General features: G+C 71.3%; 15 protein-coding genes and 1 pseudogene. 12 read left to right on the top strand and 4 right to left on the bottom strand.

What is annotated here, in order from left to right; all coding sequences use genetic code 11:
- The 4 genes and pseudogenes from ABZY13_RS05590 to ABZY13_RS05575 all read right to left on the bottom strand — a co-directional run.
- Positions 1-308, bottom strand: a pseudogene (locus ABZY13_RS05590) (2-oxoglutarate ferredoxin oxidoreductase subunit alpha); the annotation flags it as partial.
- A 132-nt stretch (positions 309-440) separates the two neighbouring features.
- A complete protein-coding gene (locus tag ABZY13_RS05585) occupies positions 441-1,121 on the bottom strand; it encodes a response regulator transcription factor (RefSeq protein ID WP_356627559.1) in 681 nt (226 codons plus the stop codon).
- A 289-nt stretch (positions 1,122-1,410) separates the two neighbouring features.
- Complete coding sequence (locus ABZY13_RS05580; protein WP_356627575.1) at positions 1,411-2,823, bottom strand: sensor domain-containing protein; 1,413 nt, start codon at positions 2,821-2,823, stop codon at positions 1,411-1,413.
- Between the two features lie 121 nt (positions 2,824-2,944).
- Complete coding sequence (locus tag ABZY13_RS05575) at positions 2,945-4,126, bottom strand: sensor domain-containing protein (protein WP_356627574.1); 1,182 nt, start codon at positions 4,124-4,126, stop codon at positions 2,945-2,947.
- 372 nt (positions 4,127-4,498) lie between these two features.
- On the opposite strand from ABZY13_RS05575, the gene ABZY13_RS05570 reads away from it, so the two are divergent.
- The 12 genes from ABZY13_RS05570 (at position 4,499) to ABZY13_RS05515 (ending at position 16,298) form a co-directional block, all read left to right on the top strand.
- Positions 4,499-4,882, top strand: a complete 384-nt coding sequence (locus ABZY13_RS05570; RefSeq protein ID WP_356627573.1) for an NADH-quinone oxidoreductase subunit A — start codon at positions 4,499-4,501, stop codon at positions 4,880-4,882.
- Entirely contained in the window at positions 4,873-5,487 is a 615-nt protein-coding gene (locus ABZY13_RS05565; RefSeq protein WP_356627558.1) for an NADH-quinone oxidoreductase subunit B family protein, read from the top strand. The genes ABZY13_RS05570 and ABZY13_RS05565 overlap by 10 nt, the downstream gene beginning before the upstream one ends.
- On the top strand, positions 5,484-6,875 hold the full coding sequence (locus ABZY13_RS05560) for an NADH-quinone oxidoreductase subunit C (protein WP_356627557.1): 1,392 nt from the start codon (positions 5,484-5,486) through the stop codon (positions 6,873-6,875). The genes ABZY13_RS05565 and ABZY13_RS05560 overlap by 4 nt, the downstream gene beginning before the upstream one ends.
- Positions 6,872-7,840, top strand: a complete 969-nt coding sequence (locus ABZY13_RS05555; protein ID WP_356627556.1) for a complex I subunit 1 family protein — start codon at positions 6,872-6,874, stop codon at positions 7,838-7,840. The genes ABZY13_RS05560 and ABZY13_RS05555 overlap by 4 nt, the downstream gene beginning before the upstream one ends.
- A 2-nt stretch (positions 7,841-7,842) precedes the next feature.
- Positions 7,843-8,610 carry a 4Fe-4S binding protein gene (locus tag ABZY13_RS05550; RefSeq protein WP_356627555.1) on the top strand — a complete coding sequence of 256 codons (768 nt, stop codon included), beginning with the start codon at positions 7,843-7,845 and terminating at the stop codon, positions 8,608-8,610.
- Positions 8,607-9,284 (top strand): NADH-quinone oxidoreductase subunit J, encoded by a 678-nt coding sequence (locus tag ABZY13_RS05545; protein WP_356627554.1) that lies wholly within the window; start codon positions 8,607-8,609, stop codon positions 9,282-9,284. Before ABZY13_RS05550 ends, ABZY13_RS05545 begins: the two co-directional genes overlap by 4 nt.
- Positions 9,284-9,679: an NADH-quinone oxidoreductase subunit NuoK gene (gene nuoK, locus ABZY13_RS05540; RefSeq protein ID WP_356627553.1), complete on the top strand. Its 396-nt coding sequence runs from the start codon at positions 9,284-9,286 to the stop codon at positions 9,677-9,679. Before ABZY13_RS05545 ends, nuoK begins: the two co-directional genes overlap by 1 nt.
- Positions 9,676-11,670, top strand: coding sequence for an NADH-quinone oxidoreductase subunit L (locus ABZY13_RS05535; protein WP_356627552.1), 1,995 nt, complete (start codon positions 9,676-9,678; stop codon positions 11,668-11,670). Before nuoK ends, ABZY13_RS05535 begins: the two co-directional genes overlap by 4 nt.
- A gap of 6 nt (positions 11,671-11,676) precedes the next feature.
- On the top strand, positions 11,677-13,251 hold the full coding sequence (locus ABZY13_RS05530) for an NADH-quinone oxidoreductase subunit M (RefSeq protein ID WP_356627551.1): 1,575 nt from the start codon (positions 11,677-11,679) through the stop codon (positions 13,249-13,251).
- A complete protein-coding gene (locus ABZY13_RS05525; protein ID WP_356627550.1) occupies positions 13,248-14,774 on the top strand; it encodes an NADH-quinone oxidoreductase subunit N in 1,527 nt (508 codons plus the stop codon). Before ABZY13_RS05530 ends, ABZY13_RS05525 begins: the two co-directional genes overlap by 4 nt.
- Before the next feature lie 271 nt (positions 14,775-15,045).
- Positions 15,046-15,906 (top strand): zinc metalloprotease HtpX, encoded by an 861-nt coding sequence (gene htpX, locus ABZY13_RS05520; protein ID WP_356627549.1) that lies wholly within the window; start codon positions 15,046-15,048, stop codon positions 15,904-15,906.
- Positions 15,903-16,298 carry a YccF domain-containing protein gene (locus tag ABZY13_RS05515; protein WP_356627548.1) on the top strand — a complete coding sequence of 132 codons (396 nt, stop codon included), beginning with the start codon at positions 15,903-15,905 and terminating at the stop codon, positions 16,296-16,298. The genes htpX and ABZY13_RS05515 overlap by 4 nt, the downstream gene beginning before the upstream one ends.
- Positions 16,299-16,494: the final 196 nt, after the last annotated feature.

The following is a 16,494-nucleotide window of genomic DNA, read 5'->3' as shown; positions in this document are numbered from 1 at the left end:
GCATCCCCCGGCGTCAGGATGTCATGATCGGCGAAATGCAGCTGGAACGACGACACCCCCGGCAAAGTCCCCGCAGGAGCCCGGATCTCCGCCGGAAAATTCGGCAGCGTCGACAGATCATTACCGAACGACGCCGTCTGGGACGTGAAACGGTCACCCGTCAACTGCATCCCGTCACCCGAATCCCCCGCAAACCTGATGACCACCCGGTCGAGACGGCGCACGTCCTTCACGTCGGCCGCTTTGCGCTGTTCTCCCACGACCGTTCCGTCGGCCTGCTCCGCTGGACTACTGACCTGGCTCGTCACTGAACTGGTCCTCCTTCGAGGCGGCTGTCTGGGACCGGCCTTTCCGTAGGCCCTCCCAGATCAACCCTACGTCCGCGGGGGTCGGCTCCCCCGGGTCATTCGCATGATGAACACGACCGGCGGGGGCACGCTTCAGGAGTTGAGATACGTGAGCACCGCGAGCACGCGCCGGTGGTCGCCCTCACTCGGCGACAGACCCAGCTTGAGGAAGATGTTGCTGACGTGCTTCTCGACCGCGCCGTCGCTCACCACCAGCTGCTTGGCGATCGCCGAGTTGGTCCGCCCTTCCGCCATCAGCCCCAGCACCTCCCGCTCCCGCGGCGTGAGCCCCGCGAGCACGTCCTGCTTACGGCTGCGCCCCAGCAGCTGGGCCACCACCTCCGGGTCGAGGGCGGTGCCGCCCTGGGCCACCCGCACCACCGCGTCCACGAACTCCCGCACCTCGGCGACCCGGTCCTTCAGCAGATACCCGACCCCGCGGCTCGATCCGGCCAGCAGCTCGGTGGCGTAACGCTCCTCGACGTACTGCGACAGCACCAGCACCCCGAGTCCCGGATACGTCTTCCGCAGCCGTACGGCGGCCCGGACGCCTTCGTCCGTGTGGGTGGGAGGCATCCGCACGTCGGCCACCACCACGTCCGGAAGGTGGCCCTCGGCTTCCAGCTCGGTGATCGTCTTGATCAGCGCCTCCGCGTCGCCGACCCCGGCGACCACGTCGTGCCCGCGGTCGGTCAGCAACCGGGTGAGCCCTTCCCTGAGCAGCACCGAGTCCTCGGCGATCACCACACGCACCCTGTCCTCCACGACCCACATCCCCCACAATCCGGCTCCGCCACGTACGACGCGCCAAGCATTCCAGCTTTCGGCACATCCGGTGGCGAAGGAAGCCAGGCTGTGGATAACCCGGGGATGAGGCTGTGGACAAGTGGACAGTGGACAAGTGGGCAAGTGTGGACGGGCGGACAACAGGTCGGGGCTCCGTGGCCACGCTCAGGCCGCCCGCGCCATGGCTACGGCATGGTCCCGCCAGGGCGGGCCGCGGCCGAGGAGGTCCTGCATGGGCAGGGCTACGGACCCAGCCGCACCAGGGCAGGGCTGCGGCTCAGCCCCGCCAGGGCAGCTCCGCCGTTATCCGGGTGGGGCCGCCCGCCGGGGAGTCCACGACCAGGATTCCGTCCACCGCGTCGAGCCGCTCCGTCAGGCCCGCCAGCCCGGAGCCCTGCGCCGCGTTCGCACCCCCCACCCCGTCGTCCTCCACCTGGATCATCAGCCGGTCCTCCACCCGCCAGACGTCCACGGCCGCCGACGTGGCCCGCGCGTGCTTGCTGATGTTCTGGAGCAGCTCGGAGACGGTGAAGTAGGCGATCCCCTCGATGGCCGGCGCCGGCCGCGACGGCAGGTCCACCTCCACCCTCACCGGCACCGCGCACCGCGACGCCACCGCCGACAGTGCCGCGTCCAGTCCCCGGTCGGTCAGCACTGCCGGGTGAATGCCCCGCGCCAGGTCCCGCAGCTCCTGCAGCGCCGTCTTCACCTCGCCGTGCGCCTCGTCCACCATCCGTGCCGCCGTCTGCGGATCCTCCGCCAGCTTCTCCTTGGCCAGGCCCAGATCCATCGCCAGCGCCACCAGCCGGGCCTGAGCCCCGTCGTGCAGGTCCCGCTCGATGCGCCGCAGATCGGCGGCGGCCGTGTCCACCACGACCCCCCGGTCCGACTCCAACTCCACCACCCGCGTCGCCAGCCGTGAGGGACCCAGCAGCCCGTGCACCAGCACCCGGTCCACCAGCGTCAGTGCCCGCACGATCCACGGCGTGGCCAGCGTGATCAGCAGTCCCACGGACGCCGTCACCGCGATCTCGAACGGGTTGTCGAGGTACACCCGATGCGTCTCGTCACCGTACAACTGCAGCCCGTCCTGGCCGGCGTAGGCCGGGAACAGCCAGAACCACAGCGGATACGTCAGCATCGTCCAGCCGCACGCCCAGAAGCCCACCGCGACGGCGAAGGAGAACACCGCCCACGGGAACTGCAGCACCATGTACAGCAGCTGACGCCACGACGTGCCGCTCTTGAGGACCGCCCCCATCCACGGCATCAGCCCCCGGCCCCGCACGCGCACCGGCTCCGGAGCCTCCACGTCGAGGTCGAGCAGCGCCCGGGCCCGCGCCCGCTCCATCGCGCCCAGCCCCCGGCACCCCGCCAGACCCGCCGCCAGCACCGGAACGCCGAGAAACGTCACCAGCAGCCCCGCGCCTATCGAAACCATCATGACCGCGTACGTGAACAGCAGGATGCCGATCGGCAGACCGAGCAGCACATACGCCAGCTCCGCCCAGCTGCGCGCCTCCACCGGCGCCCGCAACGCGGCCGGCAGCCTCCACCGGCGCCCGCCGCGGCGCCCGTACGCGGACCCGCTCCCGTACTTCCCGTACGTCCGGTGCTCCTCGTACCGTCCGTACTCCTCATAGTCCCGGTAGTCCGGGTAGTCCCGGTAGTCCCCGTACTCCGTGGCCATCGGCTCGCCCCGTTTCTGCTCGTCGCGTCGTATCTCCACCCTCGCCGACGGCGGATGCGCGGACCATGGAGCACGTCTCCCTCTTGGGCGGGGGGTTTTCCCTACCTCCGCCCGAGGAGCCCTACTGCTCCGGCCGGTCGCGCCACGGCAGTTCGGCCGTGATGAGCGTCGGCCCGCCCTCCGGCGACTCGACCACGAGCAGCCCGTCCACCGCGTCCAGCCGGTCGGCCAGCCCGCGTATCCCCGTGCCTCCGTCGAGCCGAGCGCCGCCGCGCCCGTCGTCGCCGACCTGTATGAGAAGCCGTTCCTCGGTACGCCACACGTCCACGGACGCGGATCTCGCCCCGCTGTGCTTGCTGACGTTCTGCAGCAGCTCGGAGACGGTGAAGTAGGCGATGCCCTCGATGGCCTCGGCCGGCCGGACGTCCAGGTCGACCGTCACCTTCACCGGCACCGTGCAGCGCGAGGCGACCGCGGAGAGCGCCGCGTCCAGGCCCCGGTCGGTGAGCACCGCCGGATGGATCCCGCGGGCCAGATCACGCAGCTCCTGCAGCGCCAGCTTCACCTCGCCGTGCGCCTCCGCGACCATCACCGCCGCCTGGTCGGGATCCTCCAGCAGCTTCTCCTTGGCCAGGCCCAGCCCCATCGCCAGATTGACCAGCCGGGCCTGCGCCCCGTCGTGCAGGTCCCGCTCGATACGGCGCAGGTCGGCGGCGGCCGTGTCCACCACGACCCCCCGGTCCGACTCGAGCTCCGCGATCCGCCGCTCCAGTTCGTCCGAGGGCGACAGCAGACCCCGCACCATCGCCCGGTCGGCGTTGGCCAGTCCGCGCGCCACGAACGGCAGCACCGGCCACAGCACGAACAGCGACGTCAGCGTGATGGTGAAGGTGAGGATGCCCCAGGGCAGCCGCATGAAGTCGTAGAGCATGGTCCGCCAGCCCACGGGGTCCTTCAGCATCATCCATATACGCGGCAGGAATCCGCCCGCCCCGCGCAACGGCAGTCGGCTCGGCTCGTCCACCCGCACCCCGAGCAACGCCCTCGCCCGCCCCCGCTCCAGCCGGCCCAGCAGCCGCGCGCCCATCAGACCGAGGGCGAGCAGCGGGAAGCCGATCACCGTGACGGTCAGGAAGGCGCTGGTGAACAGCACCGTCGCCACGTAGACGAAGCCCAGCAGAGCCATCGGCAGGTTCGTCAGGAGATGGACGATCTCCTTCCACGTGTGCGCGTCGTAGGCGAAACGCGGTGGCGGCGGACGGTGGCCGCGGACTTCTTCGTCCTTGGCGGAGTCGGTGTCCACACCGGAGTTCGCGTCGTGGCGCGCGTCCGAGCCGTGGCGTGCGGCGTTCGAACCGTCGCGTGCGTCTGCGGCTCGGCCCGGAAGGCCGTCGTCAGGAGTACCGTCGCGTTTGCGGGCGTGATCGGGGTCGGCTGCCGTGGCGCCCGGGGACGGGAAATAATCGGTCACATGGGCTAGCGTGCCGGGTGGCGCGCCGCCACGCCATGAGGTGGACCGCCAGGTCCGGACTGAGGAAAACCCCACCCCGGCATCTCAAGGCGTGACGGGCTGCTTACCGTCCCTTTAGCAGGCCCTAGACTCCCGTGCGTAACACGGTCATGGGTCGAGGTCAGGGAGCGAGGGGCTGACGTGCGGGAACCGAGCGCCGAACCGATGGTCGCCGTCGCGGCCGACTACTTTCAGTCCTACTCCGTCGTCGGACTGCTCGCCGCGATCGGCGTGCTGTTCGTCGCCGTCGCCTTCGGCGCGGGCCGGCTGCTGCGCCCCGTCGTCCCCACCCCGGAGAAACTGCTGACGTACGAGTGCGGCGTCGACCCCGTCGGCGAGGGCTGGGCCCACACCCAGGTCCGCTACTACGTCTATGCCTTCCTCTACGTCATCTTCGCCGTCGACTCGATCTTCCTGTTCCCCTGGGCCACGGTCTTCGCCGCCCCCGGCTACGGCGCGACGACCCTTGTGGAGATGTTCATCTTCCTCGGCTTCCTCGCCGTGGGCCTGCTGTACGCCTACAAGAAGGGAGTTCTGGCATGGACGTGACGCCCACTCCTGTGTCGCTCCCCGAGCCGAAGCGTCTCGGCGCCCTCGCGCGCCTCGCCCCCGAGCCGATGAAGGTCGTCCTCAACTGGGGCCGCCGCTACTCGCTCTGGGTCTTCAACTTCGGCCTGGCCTGCTGCGCCATCGAGTTCATCGCCGCGTCGATGGCCCGCCACGACTTCATCCGCCTCGGAGTCATCCCGTTCGCGCCGGGACCCCGCCAGGCCGACCTGATGGTCGTCTCCGGCACGGTCACCGACAAGATGGCGCCCGCCGTGAAGCGGCTCTACGAGCAGATGCCCGAGCCGAAGTACGTGATCTCCTTCGGCGCGTGCTCCAACTGCGGCGGCCCGTACTGGGACTCGTACTCCGTCACCAAGGGCGTCGACCAGATCATCCCCGTCGACGTCTACGTCCCGGGCTGCCCGCCCCGGCCCGAGGCGCTGCTCCAGGGCATCCTCAAGCTCCAGGAGAAGATCGCCCGCGAGTCGCTCGGCGAGCGCTACGGCGTCACCGCGCCCCGGCCCTCCACGGCGGCCCTGCAGAGCGGCCTGGTCCAGCCGCCGGCGCCCGGCGGCAGCGGCGCCGGTGCGGGAGAGGCCCGATGAGCGGCGACGCCGGCACGGGAACGGCCGGCTGGCTTCCCGCTCCCGCCGAGGACCTTTTCGGCGCGGACGCCACCGCCGAGGAGTCGTACGAGGTCCTCACGGTCGACGTGCCCCCCGCCGCCTGGACGGCCGCCCTGCGCACCGCCCGCGACGAACTGGGCTGCACCTACTTCGACTGGCTCAGCGCCGTCGACGAACCGGGCACCGGCTTCCGCGTCTCGGCCCATGTCGTCGCCCTGTCGCCGGTGCGCCGGCTGATGCTGCGCACGACGGTCCCGCACTCCGCGCCCGCCCTCGCCTCGGCCGTCGGCGTATACGCGGGCGCTGCCTGGCACGAGCGCGAGACCCACGAAATGTTCGGCGTCACCTTCGAGGGCCACCCCGGCATGGACCACCTCCTCCTTCCGGAGACCTTCGAGGGCCACCCGCTGCGCAAGGACTTCGTCCTGGCGGCGCGCGTCGCGAAGGCATGGCCCGGCGCGAAGGAACCCGGTGAGTCGGAGCACGGCGGCCCCAAGCGACGCCAGATGCTGCCACCTGGCGTCCCCGACCCGAACGAGTGGGGCCCCCTGAAGGGTCAGCTCCCCCCGGCCCCCGCCCGCCCGGCCCGCACCCCGCGAGCCGCGGGCGACCGCCCCGTACGCCGCGCCCGAACGGCGTCGGAGGGCTCTGCAAGCCAGACGGCCCCGACCACGGATGCGGCACCTCCCGCGCCGGGTGCCCCCGCGGCCGGCGAGACGGCCCCACGGACCGGCGTCCCCGCCGGTCCGCGCCGCGCCCGGAGCGTGAGCGAGGGCTCGGCGTCCCAGCGGGTGGAGAGCACGCAGTCCTCGGAGGCACCGGCGACCGGGAAGCCGACGCCCTCGGCACCCTCGACCGCCCCCGCCGGTCCGCGCCGCGCCCGAAGCGCCTCCCAGGGCTCGGCTTCCCAGCGCGCCCAGACTCCGCCCTCCGCGCAGCCGAAGGCCTCGGCCGCCCCGCGCAGTCCGGATGCCCCCTGGCACCACGCCCGCCCGGCGTTCGAGGAGCCCGAGCCCGGAGCCCAGGCCGAGCCCGCGGCCCAGGCCGAGCCCGCGGCCCAGGCCGAGCCCGCGGTGAAGCCCGAGCCCGCGGTGAAGCCCGAGCCCGGAGTCAAGGCCGAGGCCGATCCTGGCTTCCAGCCGGAGCCTGCCGTCCGGCCCGAGCCTGCGGCCCAAGCCGAGCCCGCGGCGAAGCCCGAGCCCGGCCCGAAGGCGGAGGGCGTCCGGCCCCAGGAGCAGCCCGAACCGTCCTCGCAGCCCGAGCAGGCACCTCGGCCCGAGCAATCGCGACGGCCCCAACAACCGGGACGCACCGAACACCGCTCGCGGCCCGCACACCCCGAAGACCCGGAAGGAGGCCGGCAGTGAACGACGCTCTCGACGTCATCCTGCGACTCCTGATCGTCTTCGTCGTCTTCCTCACCTTCCCCCTGCTCATCGGCCAGACCGAGCACAAGGTGATGGCCCACATGCAGGGCCGCCTCGGCCCGATGTACGCCGGCGGCTTCCACGGCTGGGCCCAGCTCGTCGCGGACGGCGTGAAGTTCGTGCAGAAGGAGGACGTCGTCCCCGCGGGCGCGGACCGCCGGATCTTCCAGCTCGCCCCCGCCGTCGCCCTCCTGCCGTACCTCCTCGTCCTCCTCGCCATCCCGATCGGCCCCGGAGAAGGCGCCGTCGGCGTGGTCGTCGACGCGGGCGTCTTCTTCGTGCTCGCGGTGATGGGCGTCGGCGTGCTCGGCTCGCTCATGGCCGGCTGGGCCTCCGCCAACAAGTTCTCCCTCCTCGGCGGCCTGCGCACCGCCGCCCAGCTCCTCGCCTACGAACTCCCCATGCTGCTGGCCGCCGCCTCCGTCGCCATGGCGGCCGGCACCGTCTCCCTCCCCGGCATCCTCGACGCGTTCGAGTGGTGGTGGCTGCCCTGGCAGATCGTCGGCGCGATCGTGTTCTTCGTGGCGGGCCTGGCCGAACTCCAGCGACCCCCGTTCGACATGCCGGTCGCCGACTCGGAGATCATCTTCGGTGCCTACACCGAGTACACCGGCCTGCGCTTCGCCCTGTTCCTCCTCGCCGAGTACGCCGGGATCGTCGTCCTGTGCGGCCTGACCACCGTCCTCTTCCTGGGCGGCTGGCACGGGCCGTGGGGCGCCGACGGGCTCGGCTGGGTGTGGACCCTGCTGAAGACGGCCGTCCTCGCCTTCGTCGTGATCTGGCTGCGCGTCACCTACCCGCGCCTGCGCGAGGACCAGCTCCAGAAGTTCTCCTGGACCCTCCTCGTCCCCCTCTCCCTCGCCCAGATCGCCCTCACCGGCATCGTCAAGGTGGTGATCGCGTAACCATGCCCCCCATTCCCGGCTCCGGCCTGGCCAAGGGCCTGGCCGTCACCCTGCGCACGATGACGAGGAAGACCGTCACCGAGCAGTACCCGGAGGTCCAGCCCGACCTGCCGCCCCGCACCCGCGGTGTCATCGGGCTGTTCGAGGAGAACTGCACGGTCTGCATGCTGTGCGCCCGCGAGTGCCCGGACTGGTGCATCTACATCGACTCCCACAAGGAGACGATCCCGGCGGCGGCCCCCGGTGGCCGGGAGCGCAGCCGCAACGTCCTCGACCGGTTCGCCATCGACTTCTCCCTGTGCATGTACTGCGGTATCTGCATCGAGGTCTGTCCTTTCGACGCCCTCTTCTGGTCGCCCGAGTTCGAGTACGCCGAGACCGACATCCGCGACCTCACCCACGAGCGGGACAAGCTCCGCGAGTGGATGTGGACCGTCCCTGCCCCGCCGGCCCTCGACCCCGGCGCGGAGGAACCGAAGGAGATCGCCGCGGCCCGCAAGACGGCCGAGAAACTGGCCGCCCAGCAGGAAACCACTCCTGCCGTCGCCACCCCTGCCGCCCCGGCCGACCTCTCCTCCACCACACCCCACGCCGACGAGCAGGCCCGCGCCGCCGAGCAGCCCACCCGGCCGATGGGCGAGTCCCGGCAACAGTCGGACCAGCCGACCCAGGAGACGGACCAGCCGACCCAGGAGAGGGGCCGGCCGTCCCAGGAGGCGGGCAGCCCACGACAGGAGACGGACAAGCCCCGACAGGAGGGCCAGGGATGACCCTCGCAGCCGCATCCGTATCCGCCTCCGTCGTCAACGCCGCCGGCGGCCTGGCGGCCGAGAGCCACGGCTTCCTCTCCCCGACCGGCGTCGAGATCGCCTTCCTCCTCGTCGGCCTGGTCACCCTCGGCGCGGCGGTCGTCACCGTCACCACCCGCCAGCTGGTGCACGCCGCCCTGTGGCTCGTCGTCACCCTCGGCGGCCTCGCCGTCGAGTACCTCCTGCTCACCGCCGAGTTCATCGCCTGGGTACAGGTCCTGATCTACGTCGGTTCCGTCGTCGTCCTCCTCCTGTTCGGGCTGATGCTGACCAGGGCCCCCATCGGCCGCTCCCCGGACGCGGACTCCGGCAACCGCTGGGCCGCTCTCGCCGTGGCCCTCGCCTCGGCCGCCGCCCTGGTGTGGGTCGTCGTCGACGCCTTCCGCACGACCTGGATCGACCTGGACGGCGCCCCCGCCGGAACCACCGACGTCACCGGCAAGGCACTCTTCCAGAACTGGGTCCTCCCCTTCGAGGCCCTCTCCGTCCTCCTCCTCGCCGCCCTGGTCGGCGCGATCGTCCTGTCCCGCAAGGCCAAGGCGGTCCCGCCCACGCAGGACACACCCACTCCGGGCGCACCCGACTCCCGCGCACCCGCCCCCGGCATCCGCAGCGAGAAGGGCGGCGCCCGCTGATGCACCTCGCCTATCCCGCCGTCCTGTCGGCCCTCCTCTTCTGCACCGGCCTGTACGGCGTCCTCGCCCGCCGCAACGCGATCCTGGTCCTGATGTCGGTCGAGCTGATGCTCAACGCCGTCAACCTCAATCTCGTCGCCTTCGACGTCTGGCTCAGCCGGGCCGCCGAGGAGACCCTGCACTCCGGGCAGGCCCTGACCCTGTTCACCATCGCCATCGCCGCCGCCGAGATCGGCATCGGCCTGGCGATCGTCCTCGCCGTCCACCGCAACCGAGGCACCGCGGACATCGACAAGCTCCGCGACACCGCCGAGGGCCGCGAGACCGACGGCCCCGACGGCGCCGAAGCCCTCGTGGCCGAGCCGGCCGCCGAGAAGGCTGAGGCCACCGCGTGACCACGACCACCCTCGCCGTCCTCGTACCTCTCCTTCCGTTCCTGGGCGCGGTCGCCGGCCTGCTCCTGGGCCGCACGGCACCCGGATTCGTCCGCCCGCTCGCCGTCCTGCCGACGCTGACCGCACTCGCGCTCGCCGTCGTCGTCGCCGTGCGCCAGGGTGGCGACGAGCCCGTGGACGCCGCCGCCGAGCTGACGCCCACCGGATCCGTCCCGATCGAACTCGCCCTGCACATCGACGGCTTCGCCGCCCTCGTCGCCGTACTGGTCGCGTTCGTCGCCACTTGCGTGCAGATCTACTCGACCGGCTATCTGCGCGACGACCCGCGCTACCCCTCCTACGCCGCGCTCGTCTCCCTGTTCACCTCCGCGATGCTGCTCGTCGTCTACTCGGGCGACCTGATGGTGCTGCTGGTCGGCTGGGAAGTCATGGGCATCTGCTCCTATTTCCTCGTCGGCCACTACTGGGAGACGCCGGAAGCACGCGCCGCCTCCCTCAAGGCCTTCCTGGTCACCAAGCTCGGCGACGTCCCCTTCCTGATCGGCCTGTTCGCGCTGGCCGACGACGCCGGGTCGTTCCGCATCACCCGGGTGCTCGGCGCCGTCGCGAACGGCGGCCTCGACCACCCGACGCTGATCGCCCTGCTCCTCCTCGCCGGCGTGGCGGGCAAGTCGGCGCAGTTCCCGCTGCACACCTGGCTCCCCGACGCCATGGCGGGCCCCACACCGGTCTCCGCGCTGATCCACGCCGCGACGATGGTCGCCGCCGGCGTCTACTTCATCGCCCGTCTCCTCCCGCTGTTCCAGGCATCCCAGGCCGCGATGACCGTCCTCGCCGTGATGGCCGCCGTCACCATGGCCGGTTCGGGCCTCGCCGCGCTCGCCCAAGACGACATCAAGCGCGTCCTCGCCTACTCGACGATCGGCCAGCTCGGCTACATGACCGGCGCCCTGGCCGTCGGCGACCGCGGGGCCGCCGTCTTCCACCTCCTGTCGCACGGCGCCTTCAAGGCGCTGCTGTTCCTCGCCGCGGGTGTGATCATCCACGCCGCCGGCACCAACTCGCTGGCCGCCACGTCCCGGATGAAGGGCCTGCACGACCGCGTCCCCGACGCCTACTGGACGATGACCGTGGCGCTCCTCGCGCTCGCCGCGATCCCGCCGTTCAGCGGCTTCTTCTCCAAGGAGTCCGTCCTCGGCGCCGCCGAGCACGTCACCACCGGCCACACCGAGCACGCCCCCGCCACGGCGGGCTGGATCGTCCTCGTCGCGGGACTGGTCACCGCGCTGCTCACCGCGGCGTACGCGATGCGCCTGTGGCTGCTCGCCTTCCGCGGCCGGGGAACCGAGGCCCCCGACCACGGCAGGCAGCCCCTCGCCATGACCGTGGTGCTGTGGGTGCTCGCGGCCCCGTCCCTCGCCCTCGGCGGGCTGGCGTACAACTCCCTGCCCGGCTGGTTCGGCGGCGACGACCTCACCCCGACCCTCACCACCTCCGTGCTCGGCACGGGCCTGGCGCTGGTCGGCGGCATCGTCGTCTACGCGGCCTGGCGGCACACCACCGCCTTCGCGGCACAGGCCCCCCTCGGCGCGGTCGCCGCCCACCCGGAGGGCGACGCCGCTCAGGTCGAGGCCGAGGCCATCGCCAGTCACACCCCCGCGTACGGCGACATCGCCGAGGCCCCCGACCCGGCGGACCCCGGGCGCCTGATCCTGGGCCCGCTGCACCGCCACGCCGCCGCCGGCTTCCACCTGGACGCCGTGTACTCGGCGCTGTTCGTCCGCCCGGTGCGGGCCGCGGCCGTGCTCGTCCGGTTCCTCGACCGCGAGGTCGTCGACACCTACGTACGTGGCGCCGGGACCCTACCCCGCTGGCTGGGAGCCGCCGTACGGCGCGCCCAGACCGGCAACGTGCAGACCTATGTGAGCGCGCTGCTCGCCGGCACCGTCGTCCTGGCCGTCGCCGCCGTCCTCGTCGCCACGGGAGCGTGAGCAGGCGTGATCGATATCAGCGAGTCCGTGATGCAGTTCCTTCTGGCGTTCGTCGTAATCGGCCCGCTTCTCGGGGCCGCCGCCGCTCTCCTGCCGGCCCCGCCCGGGCTGAAGGGGAAGTCCCCGGAACAGGCCGTGCTCCGCCATGGCGTGACCGTGACCGGCGCGGTCCTGGCCGCGGCGATCGCCCTCGCGCTCGGCTTCGACCACGACCAGCCGTCGAAGATGCAGGCCAGTACGGACATCAGCTGGATCCCCGCACTCGACGTGCGGATCCACCTCGGCGTCGACGGCATTTCCCTCCCCCTTCTGATCCTTACCGCGCTGCTGACCTTCCTCTGCGCGCTGTACTCCTACTTCAAGATGCCCTCGGGCCCGTCCCCGAAGGCCTTCGTACCGCTGCTGCTCGTCCTGGAGGCCGGCACTCTCGCCACCTTCGCCGTCCTCGACCTGCTGCTGTTCTTCCTCGCCTTCGAGATGGTGCTCATCCCGATGTACTTCCTCATCGCCCGCTGGGGTGGCGAGGGACGGACCCGGGCCGCCTGGAAGTTCATCCTCTACACACTGCTCGGTTCGGTCGTCATGCTGCTCGGCCTGCTCCTGATCGGACTCGAGGCAGGCACGTTCGACATGATGGCACTCGCCACTGACAACGGCCGGTCGCTGACCACGTCCGTGCAGGTCATCGCCGTTTTGGCGATCGGGATCGGGCTCGCGGTCAAGACCCCGATGTGGCCGCTGCACAGCTGGCTGCCCGACGCCCACACCGCGGCGCCGACCATCGGCTCGGTACTGCTGGCCGGTGTGCTGCTGAAGATGGGAACGTACGGGTTCGTCCGTATTCTGCTGCCGGTCACGCCGGACGGATTCCGCACCTTCGCGCCCTACCTCGCCGCCTTCGCCGTCGTCGGGATCATCTACGGATCCCTGGCCTGCCTCGCCCTCGCCAAGCGCGGTGCGAAGGGCGATCTGAAGCGGCTCATCGCCTACTCCTCCGTCGGCCACATGGGTTTCGTGCTGCTCGGCATCGCCACCATGACCCCGACCGGAGTCAACGGCGCCCTCTTCGCCAACATCGCCCACGGCCTGATCACCGGCCTGCTGTTCTTCCTGGTCGGCGCCCTGAAGGACCGCACCGGAACCACCGACCTCGACACCCTCGCCGACCGGACCGGCGCCGCGCTCTACGGCCGGGCCCCGCGCTTCGGCGGGCTGCTCGTCTTCGGCGCGGTCGCCTCCCTCGGCCTGCCGGGCCTCGCCGGATTCTGGGGCGAGATGCTCGCGCTGTTCGGCGCCTTCCGACCCGCCGAGGGCCTCAGCCGCCCCGCCTTCCTCACCTTCATGGCGATCGCGGCGTTCGGCACCCTGCTCACCGCCGCCTACCTGCTCGTCGTGGTCCGCCGCGTCTGCATGGGCGCCGTACCGCAGGACGCGCCGCGACTCGCGGACGTACACACGTACGAGTACGTGGCCTGGACCCCGCTCGTCGCCCTCACCGTCGTCGCCGGACTGTGGCCCAAGACCCTCCTCGGCCTGTCCGACCCGGCCGTGCAGCAGCTCCTCGCAGGAGGCACCCGATGAGCACCCTCGCCGCCCAGCCGGTCGCCCAGTCCCTGGTCCAGTCCGTCGACTGGCTCGCCGTCGCGCCGCCCACCATCGCCGCCCTGGTCGCCCTCGCCGTGCTCGTCGCCGACCTCTTCCTCGAGGACGCGAGGAAACCCCTCCTCGGATGGCTGTCCGTAGCCGGCCTCGCAGCCTCCGCGCTGATGCTGCTGCCGCTCTTGGACGGCGACCGCTCCACCTTCTGCCTGACCGGCGACCCGGGCGTGTGCAGCTACACCGCCGACCGCTTCACCCTCGTCATCCAGTTCCTCGTCCTCGGCGGCGCGCTCCTCGCCGCCCTGCTGTCCGTCACCGCACTGAAGGACGCGCGCGGAGGGCTGCCCGAGGGCGAGTTCTGGTTCCTGCTGCTGGCCTCCGCGGCCGGCGCCGCCCTCCTGCCCGCCTCCCGCGACCTCGCCACCCTCATCGTCGCCCTGGAAGTCGCCTCCCTGCCCGCCTTCGCCCTCGTGGGCCTGCGACACGGCGACCGCAAGTCCGCGGAGGCGGCCCTGAAGTTCTTCCTGTCGTCGGTCACCGCGACCGCCGTCAGCCTCATGGGCATCAGCTTCGTCTACGCCTCCACGGGCACCCTGTACCTCACCCAGGTCGCCGACCGCATCCAGAACGTGGACGGACAGCTCCACACCCTCGCCCAGACCGGAGTCGTCCTCACCCTCATCGGCTTTGCCTTCAAGACGGCCGCCGTGCCCTTCCACTTCTGGGTGCCCGACACCTACGTGGGAGCGCCGCTGCCGATCGCCGCCTATCTCTCGGTCATCGGCAAGGCCGTCGGCTTCTCCGGCCTCATCCTCGTCACTGTCGTCGCCCTTCCGTCGTACGCCGACGTATGGGGCCCGGCCCTCGCCGCCCTGGCGGCCCTCACCATGACCGTCGGCAACGTCGGCGCCCTGCGCCAGCAGGGCACGCGCGCGTACAGCGCGGTACGCCTGCTTGCCTGGTCCTCCGTCGGCCAGGCCGGCTACCTTCTGGTCCCGATCGCCGCCGCGGGGTACTCCGACGACGCCGAGCGGTCCATCGGCTCCACGCTCGCCTATGCGCTCATGTACGCCGCGGTGAACCTCGGAGCCTTCGCCGTGGCCGCCCTGGTGGGCCGTACGCGGACCCTCAACCGCGTCGACGACTACCGCGGCCTGTACGCCACCAACCCCGTCACGGCGCTGCTCCTGGCCTTCTTCCTGCTCTGCCTCGCCGGACTCCCGCCCGGCATCATCGGCCTGTTCGCCAAGGTCACCGTCTTCTCCGCGGCCGTCGACGCCGGCCTCGGCTGGCTGGCCGTCGTCATGGCGGTCAACGTGGTGATCGCGCTGTACTACTACCTCCAGTGGACGGCGCTGCTGTTCCGCGCCCCCGAGGGAGAACCCGCGAAGCACGCGCTCCCCGCGCCGCTGACGGCAGCCATCGCCCTTACCGCCGTACTGGCCGTCGGCCTGTCCGGCGCACCGCAGCTTGCGCTGCGCTTCGCCGACACCGCGCTCTTCTAGGAACGCGGCAGGACGCCCTCCCCGGGGTCAGGGGGAGACACCCGCTAGCCAGCCAGTCCGCGGGCCGGTGCCGGGACCCGCTGCCGGGACGCTCCCGGCGCCTTCACCCGGACGGCCCAGCCGCGCCCCCGCGCGCACAAGGGAACTAGTGCCTCCCGCCTGGCGTTGACCACAAAGGGAGGGTCCACTGGACGTGTCACCACGACACCGGTGGGACGTGAGATCAGCAAGCAAAAAGGGTTCCCCTGCCGCACCACTTGGAGGGCGTACCGTGCACCGCCGGCACAACGGGCTCAGGACCGCAGTACTCCTCGGGGGACTGTCCGCACTCATCATCGTCATCGGCGGCTTCTTCGGCCGAACAGGGCTCGTCGTCGCGGTGCTGATCGCCCTCGGCACGAACGCGTACGCGTACTGGAACAGTGACAAGCTCGCCCTGCGCGCGATGCGGGCCCGCCCGGTCAGCGAGTTCGAGGCTCCGGGGCTGTACCGCATGGTCCGGGACCTCTCCACGCAGGCCCGCCAGCCCATGCCCCGCCTGTACATCTCACCGACCGAGGCACCCAACGCCTTCGCCACCGGCCGCAACCCGCGCAACGCCGCAGTGTGCTGCACCGAGGGCATCCTGCGCCTGCTCGACGAGCGTGAGCTGCGCGGCGTCATCGGCCACGAACTGAGCCATGTCTACAACCGCGACATCCTGATCTCGTCCGTCGCCGGCGCCCTCGCCTCCGTGATCATGTTCCTGGTCAATTTCGCCTGGCTCATCCCCATCGGCCGTTCGGACGACGACGACGGCCCGGGCCTCCTCGGCATGCTGATGATCATGATCCTCGGCCCGCTCGCGGCCACCCTCATCCAGTTGGCCGTCAGCCGCTCCCGCGAGTACGAGGCCGACGCCTCGGGCGCCCAGCTCACCGGCGACCCGCTCGCCCTCGCCAGCGCCCTGCGCAAGCTGGAGGCGGGCACCAAACAGCTTCCGCTGCCTCCCGAGCCCCGGATCGAGACCGCGAGCCACATGATGATCGCCAACCCGTTCCAACCCGGCCAGGGCATGTCCAAGATGTTCTCGACCCACCCGCCGATGGCGGAGCGCATCGCCCGCCTCGAACAGATGGCAGGCCACCGATGAAGACCATCCTCAACGTCATCTGGCTCGTGGTCAGCGGCCTCTGGCTGTTCCTCGGCTATGTGCTCGCGGGCCTGCTGCTGTGCATCACGGTCATCGGCATCCCGTTCGGCATCGCCGCTTTCCGCATCGGCGCCTATGCCCTCTGGCCCTTCGGCCGCACTACGGTCGAGCGCCGCGACGCCGGCGCGCCCTCGGTGGTGGGCAACGTCCTGTGGCTGATTCTCGCGGGCTGGTGGCTGGCACTCACCCACATCGTCACCGGCATCGCCCTGTGCGTCACGATCATCGGCATCCCGTTCGGCATCGCCCACTTCAAGCTGGTCCCGGTCTCGCTGGTGCCGCTGGGCCGCGACATCGTCCCCACCGACCAACTGCTCGCCTGGCGCTGGTAGAGGCGGAAGCCGGGGCAGAGCAGGGGGCGGTGCAGGGGAAGGGGCGGCGGCGAGAGGCAGTCGTCGGGGGGGGGGAAAGGACGCGTCCGCGACGTACCGGATCCGCGGAGCCGTCCACCCTGCATCGCCGTTTACCCCTGCATCGCCGTCCATCTCCGCGGAGCCGTACATTCCCGAGAAGGCGGACGGGTCCACG

It is taken from the genome of Streptomyces sp. NPDC006610, assembly GCF_040611575.1.
Lineage (GTDB): Bacteria > Actinomycetota > Actinomycetes > Streptomycetales > Streptomycetaceae > Streptomyces.
The sequence above is the reverse complement of the archived record's forward strand: the minus strand, read 5'-3'. Positions and strand labels throughout refer to the sequence as shown.

Excerpts from the sequence above, each read along its gene's own strand:
- ABZY13_RS05585 (WP_356627559.1), bottom strand. The coding sequence starts at position 1,121 with ATGTGGGTCGTGGAGGACAGGGTGCGTGTGGTGATCGCCGAGGACTCG.
- ABZY13_RS05580 (WP_356627575.1), bottom strand. The coding sequence starts at position 2,823 with ATGGCCACGGAGTACGGGGACTACCGGGACTACCCGGACTACCGGGAC.
- ABZY13_RS05570 (WP_356627573.1), top strand. The coding sequence starts at position 4,499 with ATGGTCGCCGTCGCGGCCGACTACTTTCAGTCCTACTCCGTCGTCGGA.
- ABZY13_RS05565 (WP_356627558.1), top strand. The coding sequence starts at position 4,873 with ATGGACGTGACGCCCACTCCTGTGTCGCTCCCCGAGCCGAAGCGTCTC.
- ABZY13_RS05560 (WP_356627557.1), top strand. The coding sequence starts at position 5,484 with ATGAGCGGCGACGCCGGCACGGGAACGGCCGGCTGGCTTCCCGCTCCC.
- ABZY13_RS05550 (WP_356627555.1), top strand. The coding sequence starts at position 7,843 with ATGCCCCCCATTCCCGGCTCCGGCCTGGCCAAGGGCCTGGCCGTCACC.
- ABZY13_RS05545 (WP_356627554.1), top strand. The coding sequence starts at position 8,607 with ATGACCCTCGCAGCCGCATCCGTATCCGCCTCCGTCGTCAACGCCGCC.
- nuoK (WP_356627553.1), top strand. The coding sequence starts at position 9,284 with ATGCACCTCGCCTATCCCGCCGTCCTGTCGGCCCTCCTCTTCTGCACC.
- ABZY13_RS05525 (WP_356627550.1), top strand. The coding sequence starts at position 13,248 with ATGAGCACCCTCGCCGCCCAGCCGGTCGCCCAGTCCCTGGTCCAGTCC.
- ABZY13_RS05515 (WP_356627548.1), top strand. The coding sequence starts at position 15,903 with ATGAAGACCATCCTCAACGTCATCTGGCTCGTGGTCAGCGGCCTCTGG.